This window comes from Nocardia sp. NBC_01327, from assembly GCF_035958815.1.
Taxonomy (GTDB): Bacteria; Actinomycetota; Actinomycetes; order Mycobacteriales; family Mycobacteriaceae; genus Nocardia.
Genome location: NZ_CP108383.1, coordinates 4,507,673 through 4,522,587 on the forward strand (window position 1 = coordinate 4,507,673; position 14,915 = coordinate 4,522,587).

The 14,915-nt window shown below is 65.7% G+C and carries 12 protein-coding genes; 6 read left to right on the top strand and 6 right to left on the bottom strand.

All coding sequences use genetic code 11. The features are described 5' to 3' along the window. Window positions 1-169 precede the first annotated feature (169 nt). Window positions 170-586, bottom strand: a complete 417-nt coding sequence (locus OG326_RS20585; protein WP_327146277.1) for an acyl-CoA thioesterase — start codon at window positions 584-586, stop codon at window positions 170-172. A gap of 132 nt (window positions 587-718) precedes the next feature. Further along, window positions 719-1,216, bottom strand: coding sequence for a cupin domain-containing protein (locus tag OG326_RS20590; RefSeq protein ID WP_442790984.1), 498 nt, complete (start codon window positions 1,214-1,216; stop codon window positions 719-721). A gap of 71 nt (window positions 1,217-1,287) precedes the next feature. Between OG326_RS20590 and OG326_RS20595 the strand changes: the two genes are divergently transcribed. Next, window positions 1,288-1,791: a MarR family winged helix-turn-helix transcriptional regulator gene (locus tag OG326_RS20595; protein WP_327146278.1), complete on the top strand. Its 504-nt coding sequence runs from the start codon at window positions 1,288-1,290 to the stop codon at window positions 1,789-1,791. 4 nt (window positions 1,792-1,795) lie between these two features. Here OG326_RS20595 and OG326_RS20600 read toward each other — a convergent pair whose 3' ends face one another. Both OG326_RS20600 and OG326_RS20605 read right to left on the bottom strand, forming a co-directional pair. Further along, window positions 1,796-2,362, bottom strand: coding sequence for a TetR/AcrR family transcriptional regulator (locus OG326_RS20600; RefSeq protein ID WP_297623882.1), 567 nt, complete (start codon window positions 2,360-2,362; stop codon window positions 1,796-1,798). Between the two features lie 182 nt (window positions 2,363-2,544). Continuing rightward, window positions 2,545-5,361: an aconitate hydratase gene (locus tag OG326_RS20605; RefSeq protein ID WP_327146279.1), complete on the bottom strand. Its 2,817-nt coding sequence runs from the start codon at window positions 5,359-5,361 to the stop codon at window positions 2,545-2,547. A 246-nt stretch (window positions 5,362-5,607) separates the two neighbouring features. On the opposite strand from OG326_RS20605, the gene OG326_RS20610 reads away from it, so the two are divergent. The 3 genes from OG326_RS20610 to OG326_RS20620 all read left to right on the top strand — a co-directional run bounded on the left by OG326_RS20610 (window position 5,608) and on the right by OG326_RS20620 (window position 10,846). Beyond that, window positions 5,608-6,162, top strand: a complete 555-nt coding sequence (locus tag OG326_RS20610; RefSeq protein WP_327146280.1) for an Rv1476 family membrane protein — start codon at window positions 5,608-5,610, stop codon at window positions 6,160-6,162. A 342-nt stretch (window positions 6,163-6,504) separates the two neighbouring features. After that, the gene (locus OG326_RS20615; RefSeq protein ID WP_442790985.1) at window positions 6,505-7,923 is read left to right on the top strand and encodes an NlpC/P60 family protein; all 1,419 of its coding nucleotides are present in this window, start codon (window positions 6,505-6,507) and stop codon (window positions 7,921-7,923) included. A gap of 175 nt (window positions 7,924-8,098) precedes the next feature. Further along, window positions 8,099-10,846: a (Fe-S)-binding protein gene (locus tag OG326_RS20620; protein ID WP_327146282.1), complete on the top strand. Its 2,748-nt coding sequence runs from the start codon at window positions 8,099-8,101 to the stop codon at window positions 10,844-10,846. Here the strand turns inward: OG326_RS20620 and OG326_RS20625 are convergent. Both OG326_RS20625 and OG326_RS20630 read right to left on the bottom strand, forming a co-directional pair. Next, window positions 10,843-12,249: an ABC1 kinase family protein gene (locus tag OG326_RS20625; RefSeq protein WP_327146283.1), complete on the bottom strand. Its 1,407-nt coding sequence runs from the start codon at window positions 12,247-12,249 to the stop codon at window positions 10,843-10,845. The two genes, OG326_RS20620 and OG326_RS20625, sit on opposite strands and share 4 nt — an antisense overlap. A gap of 54 nt (window positions 12,250-12,303) precedes the next feature. Continuing rightward, entirely contained in the window at window positions 12,304-12,975 is a 672-nt protein-coding gene (locus OG326_RS20630) for a TetR/AcrR family transcriptional regulator (RefSeq protein ID WP_327146284.1), read from the bottom strand. A 219-nt stretch (window positions 12,976-13,194) separates the two neighbouring features. Between OG326_RS20630 and OG326_RS20635 the strand changes: the two genes are divergently transcribed. Together OG326_RS20635 and OG326_RS20640 are read left to right on the top strand one after the other, a co-directional pair. Continuing rightward, on the top strand, window positions 13,195-14,052 hold the full coding sequence (locus OG326_RS20635) for an SDR family NAD(P)-dependent oxidoreductase (RefSeq protein ID WP_327146285.1): 858 nt from the start codon (window positions 13,195-13,197) through the stop codon (window positions 14,050-14,052). Continuing rightward, window positions 14,049-14,909 (top strand): SDR family NAD(P)-dependent oxidoreductase, encoded by an 861-nt coding sequence (locus OG326_RS20640; RefSeq protein WP_327146286.1) that lies wholly within the window; start codon window positions 14,049-14,051, stop codon window positions 14,907-14,909. Before OG326_RS20635 ends, OG326_RS20640 begins: the two co-directional genes overlap by 4 nt. Window positions 14,910-14,915: the final 6 nt, after the last annotated feature.

Sequence of the window (14,915 nt, forward strand, 5' to 3'; positions counted from 1 at the left end):
CTTAACTCCGATCTGCTCGGGATTTGCTGCGGGGCCGAGCTCGATCTGAATCATATCCCGCAAGGCCGCTCGTTCGGTTCGCAACGAAAGATTTCCGCCGCCCTGGCAAACCTTGCCGGGGCGGCGGAAACCCCTCAGCCTGAGAGTTTTTCGCTACACGCCGCGCGAACTAGAGCCCGAGCAGTTCGGGCGTTTCGGAGATCTCACGCAATCGCTGCGCCGGATCCGAAACGAGCTTGCGGGCTTTCAGATCCAGAATGCCGCCGACCGCATTCACCTCGGCGGAGAGGGTCCCGTCCAGCTTCCGGATCTCCTGGTGCATCCGGTAGGTCTTGCCGCCGCTCCATACGAATTCGCAGCTCACCGTCACCTCATCGCTGATGTGCAGCTCGCGCAGGTACTTGATGTTGTTCTCCAGCACCACCGGACCGATCCCCGACCCCATCAGCTTGTCCTCCTGCACCCCGCACGACCGCAGCAGCTCCCACCGCGCGTGCTCCGCGTACTGCAGATAGACGGCCTGGTTCAGGTGGCCGTTGACATCGAGCTCATAGCCGCGAACGGTGACGGGAACGGAGAAAACCATAAAACCTACAACCGCAGCATTTTCCGGACGATTCCGGAAATTCAGTGGTCTGCGGCACATTCCGGCGATTGCCGGGCTACCTGCGGAAATCATCGATGTGGCCGTATTGCCGCAGGTTGGCGCGCGTAATGCTCAGCGGCGGTTGGCGTTGCGCTCGGCCCACCAGTCGGGGCGGTCGATGAAGTGGTTGTCGAACTCCTCCTGGGAGTCGAGCAGGTCCTGGAAGGTGGATTCGCCCTTGGCGATGCGGTCGAGAATGCGGAAGTACTCGAAGCGCTGCACGCCGGGCATGAGGGCGATCAGGATGCGGGCCGAGCTGTCCGGGGTGGCGCCGAAGGCGTGCGGCATGAGTCTGGGGACCACGATGGAACCGCCCGCGGCGACGGTGACTATGCGGTCGCCGGCCAGGAGTTGGAGTTCGCCCTCGGCGATGTAGAAGAGCTCATCGGATTTGGTGTGGAAGTGCGGGGTGGCGCCGTCGGCGCCCGCCTTCATGGTCACCTCGAGGGTGCTGACCGAACCGCCGGTGTCGGCGGAGTCGATGAGCAGGCGCATGGTGACGTTGTCATTGCCGAAGGTCTCGGCGTCGTTCGGCTGGCAGATGGCGACCTGGCGGGAAGTGGTGGTCATGACCGGCTCCAGATAGTTCGATGAGTTATAGTTCGCTATCGAACTATATAGGAGCGAATAGAATGTTGTCCATGGGTGCGAAGAAGGTTGATGCGGTGGATGTCATCGAGGCGCAGTGGCATCGTGAGCGGCCGGATCTGGATCTGGAGGCCATGGCCATCATCGGCCGGCTGGGCCGGCTCTCACTGGTGGCCGGGCGGCAGATCGAATCGGTGTTCGCCGCACACGGATTGCAGCGCGGGGAGTTCGATGTGGTTGCGGCACTGCGGCGTTCGGGGGAGCCCTATGAGCTCAACCCCTCCGTGCTCGCCGATACGCTCATGCTCTCGCGAGCCGGCATGACCGGCCGCCTGGACCGGCTCGAACAGGCCGGACTGGTGCGGCGCATCGCGGACGCGGGCGACCGGCGCGCGGTACGGGTGGCCCTGACCGACCGCGGCCTGCAACTCATCGATCTGGTGATCACCGAACACGTCGAGAACGAAACCCGCATCCTCGCAGTGCTTTCCGAGAAGGACCGCAAAGACCTCGACCGGATCACCCGGCTCCTGCTCGCGGACCTCGAACGGGAATAGGCGCTCAATTCTTGCGGCGCACAGAGGCTTCCACGAGATCGAGCACTGCGGAGAGATTGTCGTTGGCGTGCCCGGAGGCGATGCGGGCGATGAGGCCGTCGAGGATCAGGTCGAGGTAGCCGAGCAGGACGGTGGTGGGGACGTCGTCACGTAGTGCGCCCTCGGCTTTGCGGCGTTCCAGGCGCGCCACGGTGGCGGCGGTGAGCTCCTCGGAGCGTTCCTCCCAGTTGGCGCGGAATTCGGGATCGTTGCGCAGGCGGCGGGCGATCTCCAAACGTGTTCCGAGCCAATCGAAATCCTCGGGGCGCGCGAGCATATCGCGCATGACCTGGACCAGACCCTGGTTCGCGGCCACTTCGGCCATGCGGGCCGCGTCCTCGTGCGCGAGCGCCAGGAACAGCGCGTCCTTGTCACGGAAGTGGTGGAAGATGGCGCCCCGCGACAGACCCGTGGTTTCTTCCAGGCGACGCACGGTGGCGCCCTCGTAGCCGTATTCGGCGAAGCAGCTGCGTGCTCCGTCGAGGATCTGGCTGCGACGAGCGGCGAGGTGGTCGTCACTGACCTTGGGCATGGACTCCTCCGAAACGGGGTGTGCGGGACGTCCCCACCGATCAAGGACCGGTGCGGACGTCCCGCACTAGCGACGAGCGAAGCGATCCGGCTGGACCGCGTTACCGGCGACGGCGCGAAACCGTTGCCTGCCACCATAACTCGGCCGGGAAACAGCCCTTCCCGGCCGAGCCTTCAGCAGTTCTAGCCGCGAATCATATTGCGCAGTACGTACTGCAGGATGCCACCGTTGCGGTAGTAGTCGGCCTCACCGGGGGTGTCGATGCGGACGACCGCGTCGAATTCCACCTTCGTGCCGTCGGTCTTGGTGGCGGTCACCTTCATGGTCTTCGGAGTCACACCCTCGTTCAGCTTGGTGATTCCGACGATGTCGAAGGTTTCGGTGCCGTCCAGCTTCAGCGACGCGGCGGACTCGCCGGCCGGGAACTGCAGCGGGACGACGCCCATACCGATGAGGTTGGAGCGGTGGATGCGCTCGAACGACTCGGTGATGACGGCCTTGACGCCCAGCAGGCTGGTGCCCTTGGCGGCCCAGTCACGAGACGAGCCGGACCCGTATTCTTTGCCGCCCAGCACGACCAGCGGGATTCCCGCGGCCTGGTAGTTCTGCGAGGCGTCGTAGATGAAGGCCTGCGGGCCGCCGTCGAGGGTGAAGTCGCGGGTGTAACCACCCGAGACATCGTCCAGCAGCTGGTTCTTCAGGCGGATGTTCGCGAAGGTGCCGCGAATCATGACCTCGTGGTTACCGCGACGCGAGCCCAGGGAGTTGTAGTCCTTGCGCTCGACACCGTGCGAGTCGAGGTACTGCGCGGCCGGGGTGCCCGGCTTGATCGGACCGGCCGGGGAGATGTGGTCGGTGGTGACCGAATCGCCCAGCAGCGCGAGCACGCGCGCGCCGGTGATATCGGTGACCGGGGTCGGCTCCATCTGCATACCGTCGAAGTACGGCGCCTTGCGGACGTAGGTCGAGTTCTCGTCCCACGCGAAGGTGTCACCCTCGGGGGTGCTCAGACCCTTCCAGCGCTCGTCACCCTCGAAGACGGTGGCGTAGGAGCTGGTGAACATGTCCCGGCTGATCGCCGACTTGATGGTGTCGTCGATCTCCTGCGGGGACGGCCAGATGTCCTTGAGGAAGACGTCGTTGCCGTCGGTGTCCGTGCCCAGGGCGTCGACCTCGAAGTCGAAGTCCATGGTGCCCGCGAGCGCGTACGCGATGACCAGCGGCGGGGAGGCCAGGTAGTTCATCTTCACGTCGGGGGAGATGCGACCCTCGAAGTTGCGGTTGCCCGACAGTACGGCGGTGACCGACAGATCGTTGTCGTTGATCGCCTTGGAGATCTCGTCCGGCAGCGGGCCGGTGTTGCCGATGCAGGTGGTGCAGCCGTAACCGCCCACGAAGAAGCCCAGCTTCTCCAGGTACGGCCACAGGCCGGCCTTTTCGTAGTAATCGGAGACGACCTGCGAGCCCGGCGCCATGTTCGTCTTGACCCACGGCTTGGACGCGAGGCCCTTCTCGACGGCGTTGCGAGCGAGCAGCGCGGCGCCGATCATGACCGACGGGTTCGAGGTATTGGTGCAGGAGGTGATGCCCGCGACCACAACGGCGCCGTGATCGAGCACGAAATCGCCGCGCTCGGGATCGGAGACCTTGACCGGCTTGGACGGGCGGCCCACATTGCCATTGGCGGCGGACGGAATCAGCAGCGCGTCATCGTCGGCGAAGGACAGCACGGCGGGATCGGACGCCGGGAAGGACTCCTCGATCGCCTCGTCCAGATGCGTGTGCGGGGTGACGGCGGCCGGGCCGGACTCCGCGTCATTGGTGTAGTTGTGGATGTCCTTGCGGAAGGCGGTCTTGCTCTCCGACAACAGGATCCGGTCCTGCGGGCGCTTCGGGCCGGCGATGGACGGCACGACGGTGCCCAGGTCCAGCTCCAGGTACTCCGAATAGACCGGCTCGTTGTCGGCGTCGTGCCACAGGCCCTGTTCGCGGGCGTAGGTCTCGACGAGCGCGAGCTGATCATCGCTGCGGCCGGTGAGGCGCAGGTAGTTGATGGTCTCCTCATCGATCGGGAAGATCGCTGCGGTGGAACCGAATTCGGGGCTCATATTGCCCAGGGTGGCGCGGTTCGCGAGCGGAACCTCGGCGACGCCCTTGCCATAGAACTCGACGAACTTGCCGACCACACCGTGCTTGCGCAGCATCTCGGTGACGGTCAGCACGACATCGGTGGCGGTGACGCCGGGGACGATCTCACCGGTCAGCTTGAAGCCGACGACGCGCGGGATCAGCATGGAGACCGGCTGGCCCAGCATGGCGGCCTCGGCCTCGATACCGCCGACGCCCCAGCCCAGCACGCCCAGGCCGTTGACCATGGTGGTGTGCGAGTCGGTGCCGACACAGGTGTCGGGGTAGGCCTGGCCGTTGCGGACCATGACCGTGGGGGCCAGGTATTCGATGTTCACCTGGTGCACGATGCCGACGCCCGGCGGGACGACCTTGAAGTCGTCGAAGGCGCCCTGGCCCCAGCGCAGGAACTGGTAGCGCTCGCCGTTGCGCTGGTACTCCAGGTCGACATTGCGCTCGAGGGCGTCGGCGCGGCCGAACACGTCGAGGATGACCGAGTGGTCGATGACCATATCGGCGGGGGAGAGCGGGTTGACCTTGCTCGGGTCGCCGCCGAGGGTGGTGACGGCCTCACGCATGGTGGCGAGGTCGACGATGCAGGGGACACCGGTGAAGTCCTGCATGATCACGCGGGCGGGCGTGAACTGGATTTCGGTGTCGGGCTGGGCGTTGGGATCCCAGTTCGCGATGGCGCGCACGTGGTCGGCGGTGATGTTCGCGCCGTCCTCGGTACGGAGGAGGTTCTCGGCGAGAACCTTGAGGGCGTAGGGCAGCTTTTCGGTGCCGGGCACGGCCGAGAGACGGAAGATCTCGTAGGAGTTCTTTCCGACCTCTAGGGTGCTCTTGGCGCCGAAGGAATCGATACTCGTCACTGTCAGCTCCACTCGTCTGTGAATGGGAGGGCCACCGGCGGGGCTGTGCCGATGGCTCGTCGAGGCGCTGGCCTCGTCCGTGCTTCACCCTAACAGTACGCTTGTCCTGTGAGCGCATCGGGGAGGTCCCCGAGCGGCGCGGGGAGGTTCTCGCGGTGGCTGCGCGAGCTTCTCGCGTCGGGACGCTGCCAGCTTACGGCGTGCCGTGGTGAGGTGATGCGACAAGTAGTCGCGTACTGTGCGTCCGTGACCGTCTCGCACACCTCGGTTTTCGCGCCTATGAAGGCGGAACTGCCGCCGAACACCGACTTGAACGCCATTCTGGTGGACTTGGACGACAATCATGTCGCCGCACCCCAGGGGCGCAGTCAAGACGGCTTGGCCGCCATTGCCGCTGCGGCGCGCGATCAGGGCATCGATCTGAACATCGTTGTGGTGCAGGGCAACCCCGGTATGGAGGCGAACCTGCGCGACCTCGCCACCGAGGTCGGCAAGACCGAGCACGGCACCGTGGTGGTCTTCAGCGACGACTGGGTCGGCACCTACAGCGATACCTTCACCCGCGCCCGCCTGGAGTGGGCCGAGGACAAGTCCAAGTACCGCGGTTCGGACCACACTCAGGATGCGGCCCAGGCCTTCGTGAACCGGCTCGAACAGCCCGAGACCGTGTCATGGACCCTGATCACGCTGATCGCGGTGCTCGCGCTGATCGCGGTGATCGGCGGGCTGTACACCGTCAAGGTGCGGCGCGCCGCGGGGGAGACGGCCGGCTCCGGCCGTCCGCGCACACCCGTTTCCTGAATAGTTCGCTCATTTCCCGGACCGCAGTTCTCGGCATGCCCGAGCTGCGGTCCGGTCTCATTCGCTGAGTCTTCGCTGACATCCGGAAGGTTTTCCCGAGGGTCGGCTGCGGCCTCGTGCAGTATCGCCCGAGCAAACAGGCAAATGACTGGCAACGTCTGAATTGTCTGCGAGTCATTCCCGCGTGGCTGATTCACCCTGTGTCGGAAGTGTCGTACGGTTTCGAAACTACGCTGTTGGGGATGAAGTGTCAGAAGGGCCTCGAGTTTCCGGTGATCCGGATGGTTCGCATGGGGCTCGTGAGTCGCTCCCCGGGGCCAGAACGGGATCCAGGGAGGTGCGATGCGAAAACCGGCGAAACGTGTACGGCGACCGATTCGGGTCGCTACCGAGTTGCTGGTAGCGATCACAGTGGTGACTCTGGGGATAGCTACCGGACACGCTGTGCCCCCGCCACCCCCCAATCCCAGCGATAGCGATATCGCCCAGGCCGGTGCGGATGTCGACGCCACCGTGGGCCAGGTCGGTGTGCTCATCAATCAGGTCGCGACCGCCGAACAGCAATTGCAGCTGCTCGACGATGCCGTCGCCGCGCGCCGCGAAGCCGTCAACAAGGCCCTGGTGGATCTGCAGGTCGCCCGCGATGCCGCCGATACCGCGGCGCATGCCGTGACCAACTGCCAGCGCGACCTCACCGATGCCGGTGTGCAGGTGGGCGACGCGCACAACGAGTTCGACAAATTCGTCTCCCAGGTTTACATGCGGCCCGGTTCCACCTCACTCATCAGCTATATGGCCGCGCCCACTCCGGAGGTCGCGCTCGCCCGCGCCCAGGTGCTCACCATCGCGTCCAAGAGTCAGCAGCAGGTGGTGGACGGCCTGCGCCGCGCCCAGGTCGATCAGGCCAACAAGACCTCCGCCGCCAAGCAGGCGCAGCAGGCCGCCGATGCCGCCGCGGCCGACGCCGATGCGAAGAAGGTCGAGGCGCAGGGCGCCGTCGCGGCCGCGAAAACCGAGTTCGACCAGCAGGCCGCGCGCCGCAATGATCTGCAGCAGCAGCGTGATTCGGCGCAGCAGCGGCTCGATACGGCCCGCTCGCAGGTGGCCGGACTGCAGAGTCAGCGCGATACCTACCTGGCCTGGGATCAGCAGCGCCGCACCGAGGAGGCGCAGGCCCGCGCCGCCGCCGTCGCCGCGGCCGCCCGGGTCGCGGCCGATCGTGCGTCCAATGACCGTGCCTCGGAAACGGGTTCGGGCCGCCGCCCGCACACCCAGCTCAACAGTTCCCCGGCGCCACCACGCAGCAGTCAGCCACCGACCCGCCCCAGCGGAAGCCGCTCGGATCTGGTCGAAATCGTGGTCGACCGCGCCATGTCCCAGCTCGGGGTCGAATACGCCTGGGGCGGTGGTGATGAGGACGGTGCTACCCTCGGCATTCGCGACGGCGGCGTCGCCGACTCCTACGGCGACTACAACAAAACAGGTTTCGACTGCTCGGGCCTGATGATCTACGCCTTCGCCGGCATCGGCGTCTCACTGCCGCACTACAGCGGATACCAGTACTCCATGGGTTCCCGTGTGCCCGTGGCGGATCGGGAGCGCGGCGACATGTTGTTCTGGGGCTCGGGCGGTTCCGAGCACGTCGCCCTCTACGTCGGCAACGGCAAGATGGTCGAGGCGCCGGAGTCCGGCGAAGTCGTCCGCGTGGCCGCAGTCCGCGAAGGCGGCATCATGCCGTACGCCATCCGCATCATCTCCTGAACTCCCCATCGCCACAACGGAACTGGTCCACACCCGTATGGGCGAGGTGAAGGTGAACCGGGCTTTCCCCCTTGTCGATTCAATGATAACTTGACATCAGACACGTAAGTTACTGGACGGTAACATAACTCCTGCTGCCGCCCCGGGGAGTTCTCGGGACCGGGGGGTCAGCACCATGAGCGCAGCGACGATCGCACTGGGGGTCATCGGCGCCCTCATCACCCTGCTCAGTTGGGGGTCATTCTTCGGCGGGTTGCGCCGGATGCTTCGCCTCTTCCGCACGGGTCAGCCCGACCGGTCGCGGATGCGCCCGTTCCTGCCTCGAGTGAAAACCGTTGCCGTCGAGGTTGTTGCGCATACGCGGATGAACAGGTTCCGGACCGTGGGCTGGGCGCACTGGCTGGTGATGGTCGGATTTCTGCTCGGCATGATCTTCTACTTCGAGTCCTACGGGCAGACCTTCGATCCGGCGTTCCACTGGCCGATCATCGGCGATACCGTCGGGTACCGCCTGCTGGAGGAATTCCTCAGCGCCGGCACCATTATCGGGATCGTGGCGCTGATCACCGTTCGCCAGTTGAATCATCCGCGCCGGCCCGAGCGGCTCTCCCGATTCGGGGGATCGAATTTCCTTGCCGCCTATGTCATCGAAATGATCGTGCTGACACACGGTTTCGGTGATGTCCTGGTCAAGGCCGGCAAGATCGCGACCTACGGCGGTGGGCAGGCGTCGACCGATCCGCTCACCATGCAGGTCGCCCGAGTGCTTCCGGTCAGTCCGCTGCTGATCTCGATCTTCGCGTTCGTCAAAATGCTTGCGGGAGCGGCATTCCTGTATCTCATCGGCCGAAAACTCACCTGGGGTGTGGCCTGGCACCGGATTGCCGCGTTCTTCAATATCTACTTCAAGCGCGAGGGCGACGGTGGAGTCGCGCTCGGGGCGGCCAAGCCCATGATGTCCGGTGGCGCGGTCCTGGAGATGGAGACCGCCGATCCCGATGTCGATGTGTTCGGCGTCGGCAAGGTCGAGGACTTCAGCTGGAAAGCGCTGCTGGACTTCACCACCTGCACCGAGTGTGGTCGCTGCCAGAGTCAATGCCCGGCGTGGAATACCGGAAAACCGTTGTCTCCCAAGCTGCTGATCATGTCGCTGCGTGACCACGGCTACGCCAAGGCCCCGTACCTGCTGGCCGGTGGCCGCAAGGATATGGGCGGCGACGAGATCGGTCTCGTCGATGCCGAGGGCAAGCCGGATGAGGTTGCGCTGTCGAAGATTCCGGCGGAGGCGCGGGCGGAGGCGGAGCGGCCGCTGGTCGGTGGTGAGGATGTGCACGGCATCATCGATCCGGAGGTGTTGTGGTCGTGCACCAGTTGTGGTGCGTGTGTGGAGCAGTGCCCGGTCGATATCGAGCATGTGGATCACATCATCGATATGCGCCGCTATCAGGTGTTGATCGAGTCGGATTTCCCGTCCGAGCTCGCGGGGTTGTTCAAGAATTTGGAGAACAAGGGCAATCCGTGGGGGCAGAATTCCAAGGATCGGCTGAACTGGATCTCCGAGGTCGATTTCGAGATCCCGGTCTACGGCAAGGACGCTGATTCCTTCGACGGGTACGAGTACCTGTTCTGGGTCGGTTGCGCCGGTGCGTATGAAGACCGCGCCAAGAAGACCACCAAGGCCGTCGCGGAACTCCTCGCGACCGCGGGGGTGAAGTTCATGGTGCTGGGTCAGGAAGAGACCTGTACCGGTGACTCGGCGCGGCGGGCGGGTAACGAGTTCTTGTTCCAGCAGTTGGCGATGCAGAACATCGCGGTGCTGGACGGGGTGTTCGAGGGTGTGGAGGCGTCGAAGAAGAAGATCGTCGTCACCTGTGCGCATTGCTTCAATGCCTTGAACAACGAGTACCCGCAGGTCGGTGGCTCCTACGAGGTGGTGCACCACACGCAGTTGCTGAATCGGTTGGTGCGCAGCAAGAATTTGGTGCCGGTGTCGCCGGTCGCGAAGAACGTCACTTATCACGACCCGTGCTATCTGGGTCGGCACAACAAGATCTACGACGCCCCGCGTGAGTTGATGGAAGCTTCCGGTTCGACGCTGGTGGAGATGCCGCGCCATGGTGAGCGTTCGATGTGCTGTGGTGCCGGTGGTGCGCGTATGTGGATGGAGGAGAACCTGGGCAAGCGCATCAACGTCGACCGGGTCGATGAGGCTCTGGATACGTTGAAGGGTGGCAACGAGCCGTCGTTGATCGCGACCGGTTGCCCGTTCTGCCGGGTCATGCTGACCGATGGTGTGACCGCCCGTAAGGACGGTGGCGAGGTCGGCCAGGGTGTCGAGGTCGTGGATGTCGCCCAGTTGATGCTGGACTCGATCACCCGGGTCGAGGGTTCGGTGCTGACGCAGAACCTGAAGGTCGTGCAGCAGCCCAAGGTGCAGGAGCCGGAACCGGTTTCCGAGCCCGAGCCGGTCGCCGAGCCGGTCGCCGAGCCGGTCGCCGAGGCTGTCGTCGAAGAGGCTGCGGCCGAGCCCAAGTCCGCTCCGGCCGCGGGTAAGGGTCTGGGTATGAAGGGTCCGGCGAAGGCTCCCGGCGGTAAGGGTCTGGGTATGAAGGGCGGTCTCAAGGCCCCCGGCGCCAAGGCCGCCGCTGCGGCTGCCGAAACCGCCGCTCCGGCAGAAGCTTCCACCGAAGCTGCCGCCGCCCCGGCCGCACCCGCCAAGGGCCTCGCTATGAAGGGCCCCGCGAAGGCTCCCGGCGCGAAGGCTGCCGCTCCGGCCGCAGCCGCCGCTGAAACCGCCGCTCCCGCAGAGGCTTCCACCGAGGCCACCGCCGCGCCCGCCGCACCCGTCAAGGGACTTGCAATGAAGGGTCTGGCGAAGAAGCCGGGCTCCAGGTCTGCCACGGTTGCTCCGGCCGAGGCCTAGTCGGCTTCGACGGCCACTGTTCGCAGCCACTCATGTTCCCGCAAGCCGAGTTCGGTGCGGGGCGGCTCGTTGTAGAACCATTCGCGGGCGATCCGGTGCCAGTTGCCGCCGGCGTGGAGTTTGCCGAGGAGGGCGAGGGTGCCGTATTCCACGCGGCGGGCGAAGGCGTGTTCGGCGGGGGCGTATTCGCGGCGCCAATTGTCGAAGTAGCCGCGGCGGGGGTCGACGAAGGCGAGGATGGAGGTGGCGGCGGCGTCCTCGGCAATGCGGATATCGGCATCGGTGAGCAGCCAGCCGGAGACCTCGTGCACCAGTCGCAGGCACTGGTCGGCGGTGGCCGGTGAGTTCGGTTCCAGCACACCGTAATCGACGAACAGTTCCCGCAACTCAGCGCCGCGGTATTCGGCAGCGGCTCGGACGCAGTCGAGTTCGAAGTCCACGGCGGTCTGGTCCATATGCTTGAACAGGCCGAAATCGAGGAAGGCGACCTTGCCGTCGGGCGCGAGCAGAATATTGCCGGGGTGCGGATCGCCGGTGAAGCGGCGCTCCCGGATCATCGATCCCACGTAGAAGCGCAGCAGGATCTCGCCCACGCGGTCACGCTCGGCGTCGGGCAGGGCCGCGATCTCCTGGAAGCGCAGCCCCTCCACGAGTTCGGTGACCAGCACCCGCGCGGTGCACAGTTCGGTCTCGATCGCGGGGATCCGAATGAACGGGTGGTCGCGGAACATGTCGGCCACGGTCCGATGATGTTCGGCCTCGGTGCGGTAGTCCGCCTCGTCCGCGAAGTGGGTGGCCAGTTCTCGTACGAGCGCATGACCGGCGACCGCCGGTGCCACGGTGCGCAGCATGCGCATGACCAGTGCGAGGTTCTTGATATCGGCCCGGATCGCGACGTCGATGCCCGGATACTGGACCTTGACCGCGACCGCGCGCCCATCGGCGAGCCGGGCGCGATAGACCTGCCCGATCGAGGCCGCGCCGATCGCCTGCCTGTCGAATTCGCTGAACACCGCATCGATCGGACGCCCGTAGTCGGCCTCGATCACCTTGCGCATCTGCTCGAACGGGACCTGCGTGCTCTGGTCGTACAGCGCGGCGAGTTTTCGCTGAAACCGTTCGCGCTGCCGAGGCGGCAGGTTCTCGATGCCGAAGGCCGCCAGCAGGTCGAACATCGACAGCAGTTGCCCGGCTTTCATGGCCAGGCCCTTCATGCTGCCCAGCACGGTGACAATGTCTTCGGCGGCATCGGCGAGTGCGCGTTCGGTCCGGGCGATGTGCTCGGCCTCGGAATCGCGGACCATCGACAGCGTCACGCCCGCGCCTCGAACGGCTTGTCCGGCAATGAGTTTGCCCAGTTGCGCCCCGCGCCGCGCCCTCGAGGTGGGGATTTCCTTCGCCATCAGCGACCTCTTCTCAGCGATCCGCCGAGATTAGCAGACGAGCACGTCGGCTAATCAGGTCTTCGATTGCAGAGTGCGCAGGCCCGGGGTGAGCACCGCCACGGCGGTATCGATATAGCGCCGCCGATCGGTTTCCCCGCGGCCCTGCAGGGTGCGCATGACCGGCGGAATGGTCAGCGCCAGCAGCATCCAGCCGACATCGTCGGTATTCACATCGTCCCGGATCACGCCGGAATCGACTGCGCGGGAAAGGAATCGGTCGACGGTGGCGGCGAGTATGCCACCCAGGCCCAGAATCCTGGTATTGAGCTCATCGTCGATGCCGGGCAGCTCGAACAGCATGGCCTGCATGAGCGCCGGATCGGATTCGGCGATGGTGCACATGCGCTCGACGGCCCCGGACCACGTGCGGATCAGTTCGTCGACGGTGATCTCGTGGTCCAGCGCCGCGGGTTCGAAGACATCCCCGGCGATTTCGGTGAGCAGCCGGTCGAGCCCGTAGTCGACGACATCGTCGAGAATCGCGCGCTTGCTGTCGAAGTAGCGGTAGAAGGTGCCGTAACCGATGCCCACCTCGGCGGCGATATCCGCGGTCGAGGCGGCCGCATAGCCCTTGGTGGTGAATACGCGGTAGGCGGCCGCGATGAGCTCACGGCGTCGCCGCTCGGTGTTCTGTTCATCGCGCGGCCGGCCGGGTCCGCGGCTGCGCTTGGCTGGTTCGGTCATCCAGCACATCGTATGCGCCCGTCGCCACGGTACGGCCGACCGTCTGCGCGCCGGATCAACCCTTGCGCTTCTGTCTGAGACGGTTTAGTTTGATGACGTATTCGTCCGCTAATTGAGTGCTGATCAACGAGGCATTCGTGATCGCGGATGTTCATGACAAAGGAGTCGCCTCATGACGCAACCGAATCCGCCCGCGAAAACGCGATGGGGATGTCAGTCATGACCGTGGCAGTGGTGACCGGCGCCGGCAGCGGGATCGGCCGGGCGACCACCCTGCGATTCGCCGGGCGCGGCACGACCGTGATCGTCGCCGATATCGACGAACGCGGGGGAAACGAGACCGTCGCGCTGGCGCGTGCGGCGGGCGGCCGCGCGGAATTCCGCCGTCTCGACGTCGCCGACGCGGTCGCCTGGGAGGAATTCGCCGCCTCGGTGCGCCGCGATCACGGCGTCCCGGATGTGCTGGTCAACAATGCCGGAATCCTGATCTCCGGCGGATTCCTGGAGCAGAGCGGCGATGACTGGCGGCGCATGATCGCGGTCAATATGATGGGCCCGCTCTGGGGTTCCAGAGTATTCGTCCAGCAGATGGCCGAGGCGAATACCCGTGGCGCCATTGTCAATATCTGCTCTGTCGGCGCCTTTCTGCCCACCGCGCTGGCCCCCTCGTATGTGACCGCCAAGGCCGGAGCCTGGATGGGCACCCAGGCGCTGCGCGCCGAGTTCGCGGGCCGGGGCATCCGGGTGAGCGCGGTGTGTCCCGGTCTGATCGCCACCGAACTGTCGGCCCGTGGCACCCGCGCCGGAGCGGATCTGCTGGCCGAGGCCGACTGGGGTTCGAAACTCGATCGGGCACAACAGCTTTTCGGCCGGTCCCCGGAGCGCGTCGCCATCGCGATCGAACGTGCGATTCGCTGGAATCTCGCGACGGTGCCGGTGGGGCTCGAAGCATGGGCGGGGTGGTATCTGTCCCGGCTCTCTCCCGGCCTACTGCGCGGGATCAGCGGTCTGGCACGAATGCCGCTGGCGGAGAAGGCGGTTCAACTGTCCGATCGAGTACTGGGCGGGCGGCGATGAGAACAGCGATCGTGACCGGCGCCGGCGCGGGCATCGGACGTGAGACGGCCCGGCTGCTCGCGCGGACCGGTTACCGGGTGGTGGTGGCCGATATCGACGCGAGCGCGGCGCAGGCGGTGGCCGATGAGATCACCGCCGCGGCGGGCCGCGCGCACTCCTATCGGCTCGACGTCGCGAACGAAGCGCAGTGGGACGCCTGCGCCGAATGGGTGCGCGGCGAATTCGGCCCGGCGCAGGTGCTGATCAACAACGCCGGAATCATGAATACCGGCGGATTCGCCGAAACGAGTGCGGCGCAGTGGCAGCGCACCATCGACGTCGATCTGATGAGCGTCATCTACGGCTCCCGCGTCTTCGCCCGCCAGATGATCGATGCCGGAATGGAAGGCCATATCGTCAACCTCTCCTCCGCGGCCGCATTCTTCCCCGCCAAGTACATCCCCGCCTACGCGGCGGCCAAGGCCGCGGTGCTCCTGGCCAGCCAAGCTCTGCGAGTGGAGTTGCGGCCCAAGGGAATCGGCGTCACCGCCATCTGCCCCGGCGCCATCCGGACCGATCTGATCGCCCATGGTGAGCGCGCGGGCCTCGATGACGACCGGCAGGCCGCCTGGCGCGCCGACGCCGGCCGGATCCAGGGGCTGGCCTTCGCCGGGCCGGACAAGGTCGCACGGGTCATCGAACGCGCGATCCACCGGAATACGGCCGTGGTTCCGGTGAATCCGGAGGCGTGGATCGGCTACGGCCTCTTCCGTCTCTCGCCGGGCCTGGTCCGCGCGGTCGGCAGCATCGGATCCTTCGATCTCGCCGACCGGCTCCTTCCGGGCATTCAGCTGCTGCTGAACCGAATCATGAAGTGAGACAAC